At 64.3% G+C, this 18,936-nt stretch carries 17 protein-coding genes; 1 reads left to right on the top strand and 16 read right to left on the bottom strand.

Annotation, left to right across the window (positions count from 1 at the left end; all coding sequences use genetic code 11):
* Positions 1-171 precede the first annotated feature (171 nt).
* From tuf to CXY71_RS10165, 16 genes are all read right to left on the bottom strand, one after another.
* Entirely contained in the window at positions 172-1,365 is a 1,194-nt protein-coding gene (gene tuf / locus CXY71_RS10240) for an elongation factor Tu (RefSeq protein WP_104135533.1), read from the bottom strand.
* A 135-nt stretch (positions 1,366-1,500) separates the two neighbouring features.
* Complete coding sequence (gene fusA, locus CXY71_RS10235; protein ID WP_104135532.1) at positions 1,501-3,615, bottom strand: elongation factor G; 2,115 nt, start codon at positions 3,613-3,615, stop codon at positions 1,501-1,503.
* A 126-nt stretch (positions 3,616-3,741) separates the two neighbouring features.
* A complete protein-coding gene (gene rpsG, locus CXY71_RS10230; protein ID WP_092107221.1) occupies positions 3,742-4,212 on the bottom strand; it encodes a 30S ribosomal protein S7 in 471 nt (156 codons plus the stop codon).
* Complete coding sequence (gene rpsL / locus CXY71_RS10225) at positions 4,212-4,586, bottom strand: 30S ribosomal protein S12 (RefSeq protein WP_035834602.1); 375 nt, start codon at positions 4,584-4,586, stop codon at positions 4,212-4,214. Before rpsL ends, rpsG begins: the two co-directional genes overlap by 1 nt.
* Before the next feature lie 372 nt (positions 4,587-4,958).
* On the bottom strand, positions 4,959-5,681 hold the full coding sequence (locus CXY71_RS10220; RefSeq protein WP_104135531.1) for a spermidine/putrescine ABC transporter substrate-binding protein: 723 nt from the start codon (positions 5,679-5,681) through the stop codon (positions 4,959-4,961).
* A gap of 54 nt (positions 5,682-5,735) precedes the next feature.
* Positions 5,736-6,236, bottom strand: coding sequence for a DUF6121 family protein (locus CXY71_RS10215; protein WP_146072798.1), 501 nt, complete (start codon positions 6,234-6,236; stop codon positions 5,736-5,738).
* 212 nt (positions 6,237-6,448) lie between these two features.
* Positions 6,449-7,537 (bottom strand): hypothetical protein, encoded by a 1,089-nt coding sequence (locus CXY71_RS10210; protein ID WP_104135529.1) that lies wholly within the window; start codon positions 7,535-7,537, stop codon positions 6,449-6,451.
* An 88-nt stretch (positions 7,538-7,625) separates the two neighbouring features.
* Positions 7,626-8,303 carry a hypothetical protein gene (locus tag CXY71_RS10205; RefSeq protein WP_104135528.1) on the bottom strand — a complete coding sequence of 226 codons (678 nt, stop codon included), beginning with the start codon at positions 8,301-8,303 and terminating at the stop codon, positions 7,626-7,628.
* Positions 8,304-8,305: 2 nt separating this feature from the next.
* The gene (locus tag CXY71_RS10200) at positions 8,306-8,974 is read right to left on the bottom strand and encodes a hypothetical protein (protein WP_104135527.1); all 669 of its coding nucleotides are present in this window, start codon (positions 8,972-8,974) and stop codon (positions 8,306-8,308) included.
* Positions 8,971-10,086, bottom strand: a complete 1,116-nt coding sequence (gene pilM, locus CXY71_RS10195; RefSeq protein ID WP_104135526.1) for a type IV pilus assembly protein PilM — start codon at positions 10,084-10,086, stop codon at positions 8,971-8,973. The genes CXY71_RS10200 and pilM overlap by 4 nt, the downstream gene beginning before the upstream one ends.
* A gap of 64 nt (positions 10,087-10,150) precedes the next feature.
* Complete coding sequence (locus CXY71_RS10190) at positions 10,151-11,986, bottom strand: hypothetical protein (RefSeq protein WP_233204588.1); 1,836 nt, start codon at positions 11,984-11,986, stop codon at positions 10,151-10,153.
* Entirely contained in the window at positions 11,983-12,663 is a 681-nt protein-coding gene (locus CXY71_RS10185) for a type II secretion system protein J (RefSeq protein ID WP_104135525.1), read from the bottom strand. The genes CXY71_RS10190 and CXY71_RS10185 overlap by 4 nt, the downstream gene beginning before the upstream one ends.
* Complete coding sequence (locus CXY71_RS10180) at positions 12,660-14,030, bottom strand: prepilin-type N-terminal cleavage/methylation domain-containing protein (protein WP_158253053.1); 1,371 nt, start codon at positions 14,028-14,030, stop codon at positions 12,660-12,662. The genes CXY71_RS10185 and CXY71_RS10180 overlap by 4 nt, the downstream gene beginning before the upstream one ends.
* 101 nt (positions 14,031-14,131) lie before the next feature.
* A complete protein-coding gene (locus CXY71_RS22455) occupies positions 14,132-14,641 on the bottom strand; it encodes a type II secretion system protein (RefSeq protein WP_199184276.1) in 510 nt (169 codons plus the stop codon).
* Positions 14,642-14,942: 301 nt separating this feature from the next.
* Positions 14,943-16,172 carry a type II secretion system F family protein gene (locus tag CXY71_RS10170; protein WP_158253052.1) on the bottom strand — a complete coding sequence of 410 codons (1,230 nt, stop codon included), beginning with the start codon at positions 16,170-16,172 and terminating at the stop codon, positions 14,943-14,945.
* Positions 16,172-17,836, bottom strand: a complete 1,665-nt coding sequence (locus CXY71_RS10165) for a type IV pilus twitching motility protein PilT (RefSeq protein WP_104135523.1) — start codon at positions 17,834-17,836, stop codon at positions 16,172-16,174. Before CXY71_RS10165 ends, CXY71_RS10170 begins: the two co-directional genes overlap by 1 nt.
* A 749-nt stretch (positions 17,837-18,585) precedes the next feature.
* On the opposite strand from CXY71_RS10165, the gene CXY71_RS10160 reads away from it, so the two are divergent.
* Positions 18,586-18,936 (top strand): hypothetical protein (locus CXY71_RS10160; RefSeq protein WP_146072796.1); only part of this gene is annotated, 351 nt, incomplete at its 3' end.

Raw genomic sequence — 18,936 nt, 5'->3', positions numbered from 1 at the left:
AATTCTGCAGGTCGACCCGGCCAATGTAATCCGCTGGAAACAGGCCGGGCTGGCAAACTCTCGGCGGGCCGAACGATGGCATCCGCTGGCAAAGTATGCAGACCAAAGGGGATGCAAAAAAGGGGCCAGGCCCGGAGGCCCGACCCCTTTCAGGAGATCAGTAGGTTGAAACTACTTGATGATCTTGGTCACCGTGCCGGCGCCGACGGTGCGGCCACCTTCACGAATCGCGAAGCCGAGGCCCTCTTCCATGGCGATCGGCTGGATCAGCGCGACGGTCAGGTCGGTGGTGTCGCCAGGCATGACCATCTCGGTGCCCTCGGGCAACGTGATGACGCCGGTGACGTCCGTGGTGCGGAAGTAGAACTGCGGGCGGTAGTTCGCGTAGAACGGGTTGTGACGGCCACCCTCGTTCTTGCTGAGGATGTACGCGGTGCCCTCGAAGTCGGTGTGCGGCGTAACCGAACCCGGCTTGACGACGACCTGGCCGCGCTCAACGTCTTCGCGCTTGGTGCCACGAAGAAGAAGTCCACAGTTCTCGCCGGCCCAAGCCTCGTCGAGCTGCTTGTGGAACATCTCAATACCGGTAACCGTGGTCTTCTGCGTCGGGCGGATGCCGACGATCTCGATCTCGGAGTTGATCTTGAGGGTTCCACGCTCGGCGCGGCCCGTAACAACGGTGCCACGGCCGGTGATCGTGAAGACGTCCTCGATCGGCATCAAGAACGGCTTGTCTTTGTCGCGGATCGGGTCGGGAATGAAGTCGTCAACAGCCTGCATGAGCTCAAGGATATTGCCGGTCCACTTCTCGTCGCCTTCAAGCGCCTTGAGTGCGGAGACCTGGATAACGGGGGCGTTGTCGCCATCGAAACCCTGGCTGGAGAGAAGTTCACGAACTTCAAGCTCAACGAGCTCCATGATTTCTTCGTCGTCAACCATGTCGGCCTTGTTCAGCGCGACGAGCAGGGTCGGAACGCCGACCTGCTTGGCGAGCAGAACGTGCTCACGGGTCTGAGCCATCGGGCCGTCAGTAGCGGCAACCACGAGGATCGCGCCGTCCATCTGAGCAGCACCGGTGATCATGTTCTTGATGTAGTCAGCGTGGCCCGGAGCATCGACGTGCGCATAGTGACGCTTGTCGGTCTCATACTCAACATGCGAAATGTTGATCGTGATACCGCGCTGGCGTTCTTCCGGAGCCGAGTCAATCGACGCGAAGTCGCGCTGAACGTTGATCTTGGACGGGAACTTATCGGCAAGAACCTTGGAGATCGCTGCAGTCAGCGTGGTCTTTCCGTGGTCAACGTGACCGATCGTTCCGATGTTTACGTGCGGCTTTGTCCGCTCGAACTTGGCCTTGGCCACTGTGGGTCCTCCTCAGGACTCGCGTGCAAATTCACGGCCGCCATTACGAGCGGCCGGTATGCGCTGGATGTGTCTACTTATGTTACTCGGGCCAGGTGGCCTAAGCGATTTCGGGCCCGTAGGCCACCTTAGGGGTTATTCGCCCTTGTTCTTGTTGATGATCTCGTCGGCAACAGCCTTCGGGACCTCCGCATAGCTCTCGAACGTCATCGAGTACACCGCACGGCCTGAGGTCTTCGACCGCAGGTCGCCGATGTATCCGAACATCTCCGACAGTGGAACGTGAGCGCGAATTACCTTCACGCCCTGCGCATCCTCCATGGTCTGGATCTGCCCACGACGCGAGTTGAGGTCGCCGATTACGTCACCCATGTATTCCTCAGGGGTACGAACTTCGACCGCCATCAGCGGCTCGAGCAGAACGGGGTTCGCCTTGCGAACGGCTTCCTTGAAGCCCATCGAGCCGGCAATCTTGAAGGCCATCTCCGAGGAGTCGACGTCGTGCGCAGCGCCGTCAAGCAGGCTGGCGCGAACGCCCACCATCGGGTAGCCGGCCAGGATACCTACGCGGAGCGCATCCTGAATTCCAGCATCCACCGAGGGGATGTACTCACGCGGGATACGGCCACCGGTGACCTTGTTGAGAAACTCGTACGACTTCTCAGCAGTGATTTCCATCGGCTCGATCGCGATCTGGATCTTCGCGAACTGGCCGGATCCACCGGTCTGCTTCTTGTGCGTGTAGTCGTGACGCTCAACGGCCTTGCGGATCGTCTCGCGGTACGCCACCTGGGGCTTACCGACGTTCGCCTCAACGTTGAATTCACGCTTCATGCGGTCGACCAGGATGTCCAGGTGAAGTTCACCCATTCCCTTGATAACCGTCTGGCCAGTTTCCTGGTTTTGCTCGGTACGGAACGTGGGGTCTTCTTCCGCAAGCTTCTGAATGGCAAGGCCCAGCTTTTCCTGGTCCTGCTTCGTCTTCGGCTCGATCGCGACCTCGATAACCGGGTCAGGGAACGTCATGGACTCGAGTACGACCTGGTTGTTCGGGTCGCACAGGGTGTCGCCCGTGGTGGTGTCCTTGAGGCCGATGACCGCGTAGATGTGACCGGCGGTCACGAAGGCCACCGGGTTCTCCTTGTTGGCGTGCATCTGGAAGATCTTGCCGATGCGCTCCTTCTTACCCTTGGTCGAGTTGATGACCTGGGCTCCGGAGTCGAGACGGCCCGAGTAGACGCGAACGTAGGTGAGGCGACCGAAGAACGGGTGCACCGCAACCTTGAACGCGAGAGCCGTGAACGGCTCCTCGGCGTCGGGGTGACGCATGATGACCTTTTCTTCGTCGCGCGGGTCGTGTGCCTCAATGGCAGGCACGTCGAGCGGCGTCGGGAGGTAATCGATGACAGCGTCGAGCATCGGCTGAACGCCGCGGTTCTTGAACGCAGAACCGCACAGAACCGGGTAGATCTCGCTGTTGATGGTGAGCTTTCGAATGGCGCCCTTGATCTCGGCAACCGTCAGCTCTTCGCCGGCGAAGTAACGCTCCATGAGGTCGTCGTCGGTTTCGGCGACGGTCTCGAGCAGAAGCTTGCGGTACTCGGCGGCCTTCTCCACGAGGTCTGCAGGGATCTCTTCGATGGCGTACTTCGAGCCCATCTCCACGTCACCCTTGGAGTCGCCACGCCAGGTCAGTGCACGCATCTGAACGAGGTCAACGACACCCTCGAACTCAGACTCTGCACCGATCGGCAGCTGGATGACCAGCGGCTTCGCGCCGAGGCGCTTGATGATGGTGTCGACCGTGAAGTAGAAGTCGGCGCCGAGCTTGTCCATCTTGTTGACGAAGCAGATGCGCGGCACGTCGTACTTGTCGGCCTGACGCCACACGGTTTCGGACTGGGGCTCAACGCCCTCCTTGCCGTCGAACACGGCAACAGCACCGTCGAGGACGCGGAGCGAACGCTCCACCTCTACGGTGAAGTCCACGTGTCCGGGGGTGTCGATGATGTTGATCTGGTTGTTGTCCCAGAAACAGGTCGTCGCAGCAGAGGTGATCGTGATGCCACGTTCCTGCTCCTGCGCCATCCAGTCCATCGTCGAGGCGCCGTCGTGGGTCTCGCCGATCTTGTGGTTGACACCCGTGTAGAACAGGATGCGCTCAGTCGTGGTGGTCTTGCCAGCATCAATGTGAGCCATGATGCCGATATTGCGGACCTTACTCAGGTCGGTGAGCACGTCAAGTGCCACGGGGGTCCTCCGGAAGGGTAGGGGTGGGTCATGCGGAACAGGGCCGTAAGCATCCGCTTCCCAGCTGGGCAGGCGCGTTGTTTACAGGCGCCTGCCCGCTGTTCAGGAATGCTCGATGGTTCGTGCCTACCAGCGGTAGTGAGCGAAGGCCTTGTTCGCTTCAGCCATCTTGTGAGTGTCTTCACGACGCTTGACAGCGGCACCGAGGCCGTTGCTCGCGTCGAGGATCTCGTTGGTGAGACGCTCGGTCATGGTCTTCTCGCGACGCGCCTTGGCGTAGCTGGTCAACCAGCGCAGCGCCAGGGTGTTGGCGCGGTGCGGCTTGACCTCAACCGGAACCTGGTACGTGGAACCACCGACGCGGCGCGAACGCACCTCGAGGGTCGGACGAACGTTGTCGAGTGCCTTCTTCAGCGTCACAACGGCATCCAGCTCGTTCTTGGCGGAGACTCCGGCGAGGGCATCGTAAACGATGCGCTCGGCGAGGCCCTTTTTGCCATCGAGAAGGATCTTGTTGACGAGCTGGCTAACGATGGGTGCACCGTAAACCGGGTCGGCAATGACAGGACGCTTGGGAGCGGGTCCTTTACGGGGCATTACTTCTTCTCCATCTTTGCGCCGTAGCGGCTACGTGCCTGCTTGCGGTTCTTGACGGCCTGGGTGTCCAGTGCGCCGCGAATGATTTTATAACGCACACCGGGGAGGTCCTTAACACGGCCTCCGCGCACGAGCACCATGGAGTGCTCCTGCAGGTTGTGGCCCTCGCCGGGAATGTAGGCGGTGACCTCGGTGCCGTTGGAAAGCTTGACGCGGGCGACCTTGCGAAGAGCCGAGTTCGGCTTCTTCGGGGTGGTGGTGTAGACGCGGGTGCAAACGCCGCGCTGCTGCGGGTTGGACTTCAGGGCGGGAGCCTTGGTCTTGGTGACCTTGGGGCTGCGGCCCTTTCTGACCAACTGCTGAATGGTGGGCACTAATTACTCCTTGATATTGCTGCACGGTGACAGCTTTGTGATGGTTAGCATTCGACCCGCTCGTTCGAATGAGGTCGAGTTCATCTGGACCCGCTTGAACCCACACGATTGCTCGCGCGTGTTTTGGTGGGTATGCCGTGGGGGCTACTCGTTGAGCAAACCCTGCATGTGTGGAATCTCGGCCTGTGCTCTCAGGAGGGCATAATTCAGGCGCACGACAAAGCGCACACCCGACGAGTCTAGCCCGGCGGAGCCTCGACGGTCAAATGGGTCGCGGTGGGGTCGCGGTGGGGTCGCGGACGGCCGTCGTCCTGCACTTTTGCTTTCCGGGCCCGGAGCCGGTCGGTGTGAGAACCTCGCGCTGCGGCTCGGCTAGGGATTGCGCGGCCAGAGCGGAGAGTCGAGGGTACTCTCGAGGTCAGCGAGCAGGGCCTGCACCTGAGGCTCGACGTGCTCGGCGATCGCGGCGAGCAACCGCGGCTGCTGCTGCCGGAGTTGGGCACAGATCCGGCGGCCGACCTGGGTGGCGAACTCGTCGGCGAGGCCAATTTCTACCCTCAGTGCAGCCTTCTCTTCGGGGGTCAGCGGCGGGAAGGGGTTCTGCGCGGCGGAGGGTTCGTCGGGATCGGGGTCGCTCGCAGGGTCGGAGGCGGCATGCTTGAGGGCGGCGGGCGGTGAAACGGGGGGTTCCAGGTCGGCGAGCTCGCTGAAGGTGAAAAGGTAGGGGGCATCCGCTGCGGGTTGCGGGTCAAGGTCGAGGCCGCGAAACTCCGGCTCGAGGCCTTCGGCCGGGCGATACGCCTGAGCGGATTGGCGGCGCTCGCTCAGGTTCAGTTCGTGCGCGAGCAGCGGGAGGTTGCGCTCGGTGTATTCATCGACCGAGGCATCGATGACGATCTTCATGCGCATCGAGAGGGCGTGCTGCACGACGTGGGGCACGTCGACGGCAAGTCCGGCCGATGCGATGATCGGCGAGCCGAAGCACAATCGGCAGAGTCGGGCACGGCCGTGGTGCGTTGCGGGCCGCCACCGGGTGATCCAACGCAGCCAGTTTTCAACCTCATGGCTGACGCGCGACTCAATGGACCCTTCCATACTGCACAAGGGTACTCGACCGGCGTTGCCCGCGACATGCCACGAACGGCCCCATCATCGAGGCATATTGTCGTCGCCCTTCTCCCACGGCCACTCGGGGGTGCCGGATCCGTCGGGCTTGGCCAGCAGCACAACGAAGTAGAGGAACGCGATAAGCCAGCCGCAGACCGCAACGGAGATCGCAAAGGGGCTCGTCATCTCGCCGCCGATGAAGACCACAGAACGAAAGAGTTCGCCGGCGCCGAGGCTGTAGAAGACTCCCCCGAAGAGGCAATAGGCCAGGTAGGCGGCGACTCCGGCGAGAAAGATCGGCAGCGGCGGCACCTGGGTCAGGCGTGCGGGCGAGCGCAGCACTGCGGAGAGAATAACCCAGACCAGGGCGAGGGCCGCGGTCGTGACCATGAGGGGGCCGAGGAGGGCACCGGCATCCGTTTCATTGATGACGTCGCGATTGAGCAACAGGCTGAGCACCCCGAATGACGCCACGATGAGGGCCACGTAGAGGGCGACCGAAAAGGCCGCCATGATTATCGCGTACTTTCGATATTCCCGCATGGCTCCAGCGTAGGCCCGCTGGAGCCATGCGAGACCGCAAACGGTGCAGCGAAGTTGATGCCGCGGCTGGCGTAACGGTCGGGCCCACCCTATGAACCCAGGCTCAGTATATTAACTGGGCCCACGCCCCGGGCCTGGACGGACAACGAGTTGCCACCCGTACAGGACGAAGCCCCGACCACCCAGGGGCGGCCGGGGCCAGAAACGGAACGTTACGGGCGGGTGAGGTGAGGGCCGTCGGCGAGCAGGCGTTCGTACTCGGTGCGGGCCTCGAGATTGCGGGCCGTGACGCGGCGTCCGCGGCGGGCGATCCACGCACCGGCCCAGATCGGAATCTCGCGGGCGATGAGCCCGGCGGCAATCGCGCCCGGATTCAGCCAGAGCGAAGCCACGAAGCGGCTGAGGTCGGCCGCTCCAACCTTGTTGGCCGTTCCATCAAAGACGAGGCCGAGCAGCGCCCCGCCGATGTAGGAGAAGTACACGATGACGGCGACGATGAATCCGAACAGTACGTACGCCCACCAACCGCCCCGATTGACCAGCGCGATCAGGCCGCCATAGGCGAGGAAGAAGAACAGAATGGGGATGTAGAAGACCGGCAGAGCGGCGAAGGTGGTGAACCCGGTCACGGTCGCGGCGACGCTGGTGCTCGTCACGCCGATAATGATGAAGGCGGCTGCGGCGTAGAGCAGGGCGAAAACCACCGTCGCGAGCAAGGCGATCAGGATGCCGCCACCCCGGTTACTGCGCAGGCGCGGCTTGGTCGGCGCCTGCACGTAGATCGGCGACTGGGCTGCGGGCGCGGTATAGGCGGCAGCGGGCGCCGGCGCGTCGACCGGCACATCATCGACCGGTGCCGCGGCGGCTGCGGCACCGGTCGTTCCGACAACGAGGGGAGCCGACGCGACGACGACGGGCTCTGAATCGATGGCCGTGCTCCGGGCCGGCATGGTGGCAGCCGGGGTATAGGAATCGGCGTAGTCGTCGGCGAGGCTCGGTGCGGCAACGTCGGCCGATGCGACCGGCTCGGCCGTCGACATCGGCGACAGGTTGCGCGCGTCCGCCGAAGCGGTCGCGGCATCGGCACGTTCGGCCGCGCTCAGGTTGGCGTTGACGGCGTCATAGTCGATGACGAGGGGCTCAGGCTCAGGCGAAGCTGCCTGAGCTGAAGAGTCCGGCACGGCCTGCGCGGGTGCGCTGCTGACCGACTGGTCGTCGGCAACGGGCGCGTTCTCGTCGAGCGAAGCCGTCGCATCCGTTTCAGGATTCTTCTTACCGTCAAGTGGCGTGTTGTCGCTCATGCTGAACTCCTCGTGGCCTTCGCCGTGACTGGCCTTTTATTGTACCAAGGGCACGGCGAATGCCACGGAGACTCGGCGTGCCAGGCCATTATCCAACGGATGCCGCCGGCGGCGCTACCAGCGAATACACCAATCCAGAGATAGTCGCGTCCACCAGCGACTCTTCGCCGGAGGCCTGCGCCGTATCGATCCCGTGCACGAGGAACAACCGGCCCCCGGATTGCAGACTGGCCACGAATTCAAGCACCTGGGTGTACGTTCCTGTCACGGTGATCTGGAGCGGGAAGGCGGCGAAGTTGCTTCCCGTGATCAGCGCGACGGGCGCTGGCGCAGGAGCCTCTGCGGCGGGCGCCGCCGCTTGTGCAGCTGCTGCAGCCGATGAAGGCAGCACAGCAGCAGCCGGCACCTCGGGAAGTAAAGGAACATACGCCTGCGCGTCGGTCACGGTTATTCCGGTGAGGGTGAGGCCAACGGCCTGGGCCTGGGCGTCGAGCTGGTCAACGAAGGCCGGCATGGCCGAGCCACTCGGCACGGATTCGGCGAGCGCCTCGGCCGTCGCGGTCAACGCGTCCAGGTCTTCGAAGTCGTGCTTGAGGCGGGTGAGCAGGGCGGCATGCCCGGCGTTCGTGCTTTGCACCGCGGCCCGGCTCGCGTCGGCGGCGTTCATGCTGTCGAGCTGCGGCTGCACGCCGAGCAGCACGCCGAGCACGACGATGACGCTCGTCACCAGCACCGAACCGATGAGCCAGAGCTTGTTCTTATCCATGGCTAGTCCTTTGCTGTTGGATCGAAGCGGTGCGCGAACGCCACGTCATTGACGTGCATCGTGATGGTGACGGTATAGCTGCCCGTGTTTTGGTCGAGCGAGACCGAGCCGGGCAGCGCGTCGGCAAAACCGTCGAGCGTGCTGAGCGCGTTCAGCCAGGCCGGAATATCGGGCAGAACGGCGCTTCTTGCGGTGAACGACACGGTCGCCACCCGCAGTCCCTGCAGCGGCGCGGTCGCCTGGGTGTATGCCGCGAGCGGGGTCGCCGAATCCACCTGCACCGTGCCGATCGCGACACTGCTCGGCAGTGTGCCCTGCACGGCGTCGAGGTAGCCCTTCCAATCAATTTCGGTCGAGGCGCCCAGCTGCTGCGCCGCCCGGCTCAGCGCGATCTGGTTCTGCAACGACCGTACGACGAAGTACTTGCTCTGCTCGGTCAGCAGGGTTGCGGTGCGGGCCTGCTCGGTGGCAAGTTTGGTCTGCGCGGTCAGAGCGAGCGCCGTAGACGCGCCGACTCCGAGGGCGACGAGCACGGCGATGCCCGTGACGCCAAGGGTGAGGCTGCGCCGTTGCCGCTGACCGCGCCGCTCGTCCCGCACCTCCGGCGGCAGCAGGTCGACCCGTCGGTCGCCGCCGATGACGAGCACGTCGTCGTTGTGCGCGCGCCTCATGCTGCACGCCCGAGCGCGAGGCCGAGGGCTACGGTGTAGGCGGAGCCGCTCAGCCGAAGTGCTTCAGCATCGATACCGGATGCGAGACCCACCATTGCGAGCGGATCCCCCTGGGTCACGCCGAGGCGGGTCAATTTCGAGACCGCCTCCGGCAGGCCGGGAAGCTCGGCTCCCCCACCGCTGAGCACGATGGCCGACACTGGGTCGCTTGGTCGGGTATTGGCGAAATAGCTGAGCGTGTTGACGATGCTGCCCAGCTGTTCGTGCATGGTATCCGCGATGATGCGGGCGGCGGCCTCATCGACCGGGCCGAAACCGGTGCGCAGGCCGCGGGACCCGGCGACATCGGGGAAATTTGGCACGGCGATGTCGGACGACTCGATCGCGGCCAGCAGACCGACGCGACGTTTCAGCTGCTCGGCAGTGGCAGCATCCGTCTGCAAACCGTCGATGAGGGCCTGGGTGAGATCGTTGGCTCCGGTGGGGATGATGCGCACGAACTGGGGCACACCGTTCTGGGCGATCACGATGCTCGTGGTCGTCGCCCCGAGATCGATGACGGCCACGACGCCGTCGATGCCGGAGCGGGTGACCAGCAGGCGGCTGACCGCAAACGGGATCAGATCGACGTCGATGGTTCTGAGCCCGGCCAAGCGCACAGCGGAGACGTTGGCGACGACGGCAGCCTTGACGGCCGCGATGAGCAGCCCGTTCACTGTCGGGCCGTGCTCGGTCGTCGATTCCGAAATGGGATAGAAGTCGAGCAGCGCGTCGGCGACGGGCACCGGCAGCAGGTCCTGCACCTCGAACGGGAGCGCCTGTCGAATGCGCGCGAGCGACATCTTGGGCACGCTCAAGTCGCGGGCCAGCACGCGTTGATTACCCATGCCGAGCACCACCTGGCGAGAACGGAACCCGCCGCCCGACCACAGCGCTTTGAGCGCGGCGGCCACAGTGTGCGGCTCGATCACTTCGCCGGCGATGACGGCTCCGGGCGGCAGCGATACCTCATGATAGCGCTGCAGCATCGGCCGTGGCTTGCCGGGATTGCGCACCTCGACGGCACGCAGGTGCGCAGTGCCGATGTCTATTCCGACGATGCTCTGAGCCACGAGAAGTGCTCCTTATAAATAGGGATGGGTGAACTGACGAGTGGATGCTGGGCGCGGCCGATCATTACGGAACCGTCGCTCCCCGCGCGGTGAACGCCGAACTCACTTCAACCAGCAGGTTCACGCTGTAGCGGGCCGACACCGGCGAGAGGAATTTGGGCGGCGCAATGTAGCGAAAGCGCGGATCGTAATTGTAGTTCTTGCTGTACCCGTTGGCGCCGCCGCTGTTGGTCAATCGCACGGAGCCGCGATATTTCTGGGCGAGCGACCCGTTGATGGTCAGCACGCCCTGATTGCCGCCGCGGTCGTAGTTCTGCACCTGAATGGTGTGGTCGAGCGAGAGCATGGCCGCGTCGATGCGCCGATTTTCAGGCAGGATGGCGCCACCTTCACCGGGGCCAACCCCCGGGCAAATCACCCCATGCGTACTGTCGCAGTACGGGTTCCAAACCCAGATAGCATTCTGCGCGACCAGCCCGAGCACGTCGGTGGATGCATCCGAATAAATGATGTCGCCGGTGACGTAGAGAAAGTTGTCGGTGGCGATGGTCATCGTGCCGTCCAGGGTTCCCTTGACGAAGGCATCACCCTTGCGGCAGTCATAGGACCGGGCGCTTGGCGCGGTTTCATGCGTCACGGGAAAGCCGATACCGTTGCCGACGGAGCAGGTGGCCGCGCTTTGGCCGCTCGGCCAGACGGTGCTGCTCGTATAGTTCGGATCAGTGACGACGCCCGGAACGCTCTGGACGAAGAGCAGGTTCGCGTTCAACACCGGGACGGTGGCGCCGGCCGTTGAGCCGAGCTGGCCATTGGCCATTCCCGGTAGGCCGCAGGCCGCCGGCGTGCTGCCCGCCGTCGCCGGGTCCCCGACGATGCGGGTCTTCTTGGTCCAGGGCGAACGGATGGTCATGGTGCCCGAGCTGTTCAGTACGATGCTGGTCGGGCCGGTATAGAGGCAACCCGGAGCGTCGATACCGGCGTCCGTCCGGGTTTCCTGCTTGAGCTGCATGTTGGTAGCCGGCATCGCGATGACCGGGCTGGTCGTTGGCTGGCCGCCGTTGAATACTTGACCGGAGCAGGCGCCGCCGTTCGAGTTCTGCTTGAGGTAATTCGACCCGGTCGCACCCGGGCTTCCGGTGGTGACCATGCCATTGAACGTGGCGTTACAGATACGGATGGTGTCGTTGGAGTGCGCCGGACCGTTGATGACGTCGCTGCTGCCGAAGGCGATGTCGCCACACGGTATTGAGCGACCCGCCCAGGCATAGGTGTTAGCGCAGGCGGTCAGACCGCTCTGTTCCGGATCCTGAATCTCATAGATCGTGAAATAGAGGTAGTCAATGAACCCGTCCTGGCGCAGGTTGGCAACGATGCTGCGGGTGGAGGTGCCCACCCGGCCGGTGGAGCGGATGCGCAGAATGCCCGAGGCGGAATAGGCAGAGTTGTCGACCTCGTACCGGTAGCTGGCCGTGCCGCCGCTGCCGGCGACGCTGCCCCAGCCGCCCGCCGCGCCCACGTCGAACGCGGGATTGGGCACCGAGGGAGAAGTCAGAGCGCTTCCGACGCTGAAGGCGGCGGCCGAGTTGCCGTATTGAAAGTAGGTGTTGTCGTTGACGAGGCGGCTTTCGTAGTCGGCCACCCCGGCATAGGCTGCGGCCATGGCGCCGTTCCAGTTCTGGTCGCTCGAGGCTTTGAGGCTGCCGCTGACCGAGAACGTCATCGCGGTGGCGACGAGGGTGAGCAGCAGCAGGCCGAGGCCGATCACGACGACGAGGGCGGCGCCGCGTTCATCTGGTTCACGGCTGATGCGGCGACGGAAGACGCTCAGCAACGCGAATCGCTTTCGGGGCGTCCAGGTGCTTCGGCGCCGGGAGGGGCGCCAGAACGGGTAGACGCTCATGACGCTTCCGCCGCGAGGGCAACGTTGGGCATGCCGACGGTATTGTGCAGGGTGACCGCGCTGCGGGCATCCGTCAGGGTGGCCTGCACCGTGAGATTCACCGAAACGGATGCGACGCTGCGCAGCTCGGTACTGGTGAGCAGCGTGCCGTCGCCGCCCGAGCCGAGCAGAGGCAGGCCGGCGGCGTCGCGGTAGCCGAACAGGAAGGTGCCGGGGTCGCCCGGCGCCACGGTTTCGGCGATGATGCGCGACGATTCCGGCTCGCCGGAGAACTCGTAATACCCACCGCTGAGGGCGGTCGCGGCCCAGCGGGTTTGGACAAGTCGCCGCTCGGCGTCGAGGGACAGACGAATCCTTACCGGTTGCTGGGTCGGCATGCCGAGGTTGACGTAGGCATACAGGGTCACCGCTTCCGGAGTCGCTTCGATGAGGGCCGGGTCGGGCAGCGGATGTCCAGACACCGGATTCTCGGTGGCCGCGCGGATGACCCGGGCGACCTCGTTCATGCCGTTGGACACCTGCCGGGTGTTGGCACTGAGCAGCTTGGCCTGACCGAGCGAGCGCGAAGCGCTCAGATAGAGGCTCGAGATCATGGTCATGAACACGCCGAGCAGCAGCATGGCCACGAGCAGCTCGACCAACGACAGACCGGCATCGTTTCTCCGGGGCGGCATCATGGCGCCACAACTCGCGGATCAAGGGTGACAACGTCGCCGGCGACCACGCCCCGGGTGAGTACGGCGAGGTTTACAGCGGGCACGCGCGTCGTCTCGGAACCGCTGGCGGCACCAGAGAAGAAGGTCCAGGAGCCGAACGGCAGGCCGAGTTGGGTCGTCGCGTCGGCGGGGAGCTGCCCGAAGTTGTAGGTCGTGGCGACTGCGCAGCCCGGATCCCCGCTGCCGGCCGGCGCGGTCGTCGACTCGGCCCGCAGGAATTGCCCGGCCAGGCCGGTCACGGACAGTACGCCGAGCGGCACGTCGGCCGTGGCACTGCCGCCGGGAAGCGTACCAACGGTGACGGCTGCGGTGCCGATTGCCCCGTCGTCGGCGGGGGTTGTCCAGGCTGCCGGGTCAACCGATACGCAGCCGGGGGCGCTCGGGGTCGCCGCGATGAAACGGCCGGCGAAGACTTCATAGCCGAACGGGTGCAGCCGAAAGGTCTGCACGTTCGCGTTGCTCGGGTTGACGGCTGCATACGGCTGATAGGTGCTGCGAAAGGTGGTGCTCAGGTTGTTCGGCAGCAGCGTCGTGCCCTCCGAATAGTTGGTGCCGTAGTGGGCCGTGACGGTTCCGGCCAGATCGTAGGCGAAGGCGACGGATGCCGCTCCTCCGGCCGCGACGCCGACCGTCTGCGCCCCGCTGGTCGCCTGATCTTTGTCGACGAAGTTGGGGCGGGAGACCGTGACGTCATAGGTGCCGGGCTTGACCTTGAGCAGGTAGCTGCACCCCTCGGCGTCCGTTGCCGCTGGGGCCGCGGTGAGAGTGGCAGCACCGTTGGGGATGGCGCCCGGCACTGCGGAGATGGCGACACCGGCGGCGCCGCTGCCGGAGGCGGTGAGCACCGAGACAAGGATGGTGCCGAGTGCCGGATCGTTGATGCGGCTGCCGGGGGCGAGTGCACTGTCGGCGCGCACGACCGGAGTCGTGGCGCGCATGCTGTCCCAGGTGACGGTGACGTTGACGCGGCGGTAACGCAGCTGGCCACCGCCGGAACCGCAGTTGCCGTCGGCGCCGGTAGTGGTTTCCCAGTCGGTGGAGCGGTGCAGGGTGAAGGTCGTGCCGTTTTGTACGACCGTGCTGGTGCTTTCGAGCACGGCGAATACGTTGCCGGCCGAGCGCGCCAGGTCGATCTCCTGCGCGGCCAGGTTGACGGCCGATTCGCGGGACCGAGCGTCGTTGCCCAGATAGAGGGAGGTGACGAGTCCGTAGCCAACGCCGACGGCGATGATGGCGAAGATCAACATGGCCACGAGCACTTCGATGAGGCTGACGCCTTCATCGTTTTGGGTGAGGTGGCCCAGGCTGAGCCGTTTTGGAGCGTGCACGAGGGCCTCCTTCGCGAGAGTCAGGTCGAGGTGTTGCAGAACCGGGTGGCCGGGGCGGCCCGAAGGGCGGCCCCGGCCACGCCGGTCGGGTGTGCGACCTACTAGCCTGCGGCGGGGGCGGCGGTGGCGGCGGCGAAGCAGTCAGCTGGCGCAGTGGTGTCGGTGTCGGCATCATCGGTGATGCCGTCGATGTCCGTCACAAAGAACTTTGCGTCGGTCGAGCTCACAGCACCAATGCAGAAGGCGGGGTCTCCATCGTTCACGACAGTGAGCACTTCATAGTTGATCGAGATCGTTTGCAGGCCCTCGGTGTAGCCATAATTGGTCACGCCCGGCATCGTAGCCTCGCTGATCACCCCTGTGGCGCTGACCGGCATCTCACCCGACTCCGTCTGCAACGCGATGATCGCAGTCTTGGCGTTGGCGAGGTCGCTCTTGACGCTTGCGTCCTTGGCGTTGTTCTGCACGCCGAGGTACACCGGAATGGCGATGGCGGCGAGGATGCCGATGATGATCACAACGACGAGCAGCTCGATCAGCGTGAACCCTTTCTGGTTCTCGGTGAAACGTGCGCGGCGCTGGTTCAGGGAAGCGAGCAGGCGAATAATCATGGTGTGTCCATTCGGGTTGGAAATGAGCGGTGCAATTTGTGAGCCGGGTAAGGACTCCTGGTACGGGATTTCTGACGTGCTTTTCTGGCGACCGAGGGTACGATCGGAGCTTCAGATTAGGGGGGCAATTTTCTTCTGCACGACCCACAAGTGAGGGTGATTTGGGTATTACCCACCCCCACAACGGGATGGCTGCCGGCCGCGCGGGTACGCCAAAAGCCCCACACCGCGGGCCGAGAAGCCGGCACGCTCTACGCCGGCGTCTCGAGACCCACGAGGCGGGGTCGAGGGCGGTGCTGGCTTACTTGATCATGCTGGCGATGCTGAAGATGGGCAGGTAGAGGGCGATCACCATGCCACCGATAACGACGCCCAGAAAGGCGATCAGGAGCGGCTCAATCATGGCGGTGAGCTGCTCCGTCGCCGACTGCACCTCCTGGTCGTAGAAGTCAGCGATTTTGTCGAGCATCAACTCAAGCGTTCCGGCATCCTCTCCTACGGCGATCATCTGCACGACCATGGCCGGAAAAACCGGGTGTTCGAGCAGTGGCTCCGAGATAGACTTTCCGCGCCGCACCGCCTCGCCGACCTCGGTCAGGGCATTCTCGATCATCCAGTTGCCGCTGGTCTCCCCTACGATCTTCAGCGCCTGCAGAATGGGAACTCCGGCGCCGAGCATGTTGGCGAAGTTTCGACTGAACCGCGCCACCGCGATCTTCTTCTGCAGCAGCCCGAACACCGGCAGTTTCAGCCGCAACGGGTCGAGCCGGCGGCGCACGGCCTCGGTGTGTTTGTTGCGCCGCCACCAGAGCACGAAACCGACGCCGAGCACCGCGCCGATCGGAACGACGTAGATCATCGATTCCGAGAGGGTGACGAGTAGCTGGGTGGGCAGCGGCAGGGCGCCGCCCAGGCCGGTAAACATGTCCTGAAAGATGGGCACGATGAAGATCAGCATGATCAGCACGGCGGCGAACGACATCGCCAGCACGATCACCGGGTAGGTCATGGCTGATTTGATCGTTCCGCGCAGCTTGACCTCCTTCTCGAAGTTCTCGGCGATCGAATGCAGCGCGCCGTCGAGAAAGCCGCCGGTCTCGCCGGCACGAACCATGTTGACCATGATCGGAGGAAAGGTCAACGGATGCTTCGCGAGCGACTCCGAAATCGACTGCCCGGCTTCGACGTCGTCACGTACCAGGGCGAGCACCGCGGCGAGAGGTTTACTCGCGGTCTGCTCGGTGAGGATGCCGAGGGCGCGCAGCAGCGACAGCCCGGCCCCGATCATGGTGGCGAACTGCCGGCTCATGATGGCGAGGTCCTTCAGGCGCACTCCGCGCGAGAAGGCCGCCAGGGTCAGCGACCGCCCGAGCCCGGTTCCCGGCACGACCGGGGCGATCGAAATAGGCGCGATACCCAGGGCGTTCAGCCGAGAGGCGACCTGCGCTTCACTCAGGGCATCGAGTTGCCCCTTGACGTTCTTACCCGCGGTGTCTCGCCCGGTGTAAGAGAAAGCGAGGGCGTTGGACATCAGCTCGCCGACCGGGCGAGGTCAGCGGTCGCGCCGGGCAAGCCGGCCGCCGCTTCACGAAAGCTGGTCTGCCTAAAGCTGGGCTCGACAAACGGCTTCTCCGCAAAACCAACAGGAGCGAATCCCACCGGAGCGAATCCACTCGTAGGGAAACCGGCTTCCACGAAACCCGAATCGGCGGCGAACGAGAAGCCGCCGGTCTGCCGCGGCGCGTCGCTGCGATGAATGAGTTTCTCGAGTCCTACGGCGTTCTGGGCCTTCTCTAGCGCGGCCTGGCGCGTGACCTGGCCGGTATTCACGAGCTCGGCGAGGTGTTGATCCAGCGTGAACATGCCACGTTCCCGCCCGGTTTGCATCATCGATTCGATCTGGTGGGTCTTGCCCTCGCGAATAAGATTCGCGATCGCCGGAGTGGTCACGAGAATCTCGGTGGCCGCCACGCGCCCGATGCCCGTCGCCGACTTGACCAGGGTCTGACAGATCACGCCCTGCAGCGTCTGGGCCAGTTGCGCGCGCACCTGGTTTTGCTGGTGCGGCGGAAAAACATCCACGATGCGGTCGACGGTCTGGGCAGCGCTCTGCGTGTGCAGCGTCGCGAAGACGAGATGCCCGGTCTCGGCCGCGGTCAGCGCCACCTGAATGGTCTCGAGATCTCGCAGCTCTCCGATCAGGATCACGTCGGGATCCTGCCGCAACACGTGCTTCAAAGCGGATGCGAAACTGGCCGTATCCGCTCCCACCTCGCGCTGGGTCACTACCGACTTCTTGTGCGCGTGCAGAAACTCGATCGGATCCTCGACGGTCACGATATGGTCGGCCCGCGTGCTGTTAACGAGGTCGACGAGTGCGGCGAGGGTGGTCGATTTTCCCGAGCCGGTCGGCCCCGCCACGAGCACGAGTCCGCGGGGAAGCTGTGCGAACGAGGCCACGGATTCGGGAATACCGAGCGATTTGAGATCCTGAATCTCGCTCGGAATGAGTCGAAAGGCCGCCCCAGGCGTTCCCCGCTGCTGGTGCACATTGACCCGAAACCGGCTGGCGTTCAGGCTCGCGCCGTTTGCGTCCGCATCACTCGTGGCCGTGCCGCTCGCAGCCGCACCGCTCGTAGCTGCGCCGTGCAGCGTGTAGGCGAAGTCCAGCTCGTGATCGCGGTCGAAGATCTCCTGCTGCTCGCCAGAGAGGATGCTGCGGATTGCCCGGCTCGCCTTCTCCGCCGACCAGACCGGCGCATTGTCGATCGAGCCCAGTTTCCCGTCCCGGCGGATCTTCGGTGGGGACCCAACGGTGACGTGCAGGTCGGATCCGTGCTGCACGACGACACATTCGAGGGCCGCGAGCAGGTCAGCGTCGATCGGGCCGAGGGCCTCATCGGCCGGCTCGAGCGGGTGCACCGGTTGAGCCAGGTCGGTAGAGGATGACGGTAGCGCCTCGTCGATCGGCGCGGGAAAGACCGGGTGCTGCTCTGGCACAGAGCCAGGCGTGTCGTCGGCGAGGAACCGAGTGCGGGAACGGATCTGGGGTAGCACCTGCACCTCGCCCGGGCGGCTCTCGTCTAGCGCATCGCGGGCCGACACGGGGCGCCAGTCGACGGCGTCGCTCGCCAACGGGGTCTCGTGCCTGCCCGCGTTGTCGGTCGGCGACAGGGGGATTTTCGGGTCGTCCATGGAGTCCTTCTCGCAAGCAATGGCGTCGGGTACTGATTGCCGCGAAAGACACGGCCGCGCTGGTTGTTCGGGGTGAGACGAGCGGTCACCGAGGGTGCGGTGATCGACGCTGGCAGGCTTGGCGCTGCGAGGGTAAGTCGTGTTCGCCGAGGTCTACGTAAGGCGTAACGCTAACGACGAGGTTGGCCGCTCGGTAGTCCCGCGATCTGGGGGTCTGCGCCCGCTGGGGCGCTGTTTTCCTGATCTCTCGCCGTGCGCCGCAGCGTCTAGGCGACTCTCCCTCCGCGCCACAGCGTTCAAGCGACTCTCGTTCTTCGCCAAGACCCTCGCCCTGCCGCCCCGCAGCGTTCGTGAGGCCCCCGCCCTGCTCCATGCCCCTCACCGCATTTCGAACCCTGCGCTTTGTTCCGGGCCCGGGCCCGGAGAGTGGGCCCAGGATAGGTCATGGGCTCACTCTCGCAACCTGGGCCCGGCATGCCCGCACACGCTGTTTGTGGATCGACGTTTCAATCGCTCGAGCCTGCTCTGCATAAAATAGTGACAGATCTTCGATAGTTATTTCGATAAGCCATCCGTCCCACCTCAACGTTTCCGATGGTACTAACCTCCCAATCGGGCATCGGTCGGGGCACAGTGGCTCACGGGAAGCCCCGCCCATTCGCTTTAGCATCGGAAATTTGCATAGAAATGTATCTGAGTTTCTCTCGTTTTTGTGTTCGATTCGGGGTAGAATTGTGGTGAAGGAGGCAATGGCGCCCATGTTTATGGAAAACCCGAGTGAGTCCAGTTCGAACCCCGTGATTGTGGCGGTGGAGCAGGCGCGGGAGATCTTGTTGGCGGCGTTGGGTGGGCTGTCCTTCGGGGCGTTTGGCGATGAAGAATCCCTGACCATGCTGCTCGCCTTGGAGAGCGTCGGGCGGGTCGTTGATGGTGCGCGGGTGCTGTCCACGACGGATGTGTTGCGTCGTTCCGAGTATTTTGATGCGGCTGTGGCTAAGAAGGCTGTGGCTAAGAAGGCCGTGGCGAAGACGGCTGCGACGAAAACGGCCGAGCAGGCCGAGGTTGAATCCGCTGGCGCGGTGTCTCTGGCGCGTCGGCTG

The sequence above is a fragment of the Cryobacterium sp. Y62 genome (genome assembly GCF_002929785.1).
Taxonomy (GTDB): Bacteria; Actinomycetota; Actinomycetes; order Actinomycetales; family Microbacteriaceae; genus Cryobacterium.
This window is presented reverse-complemented; position numbering and strand designations above follow the sequence as displayed.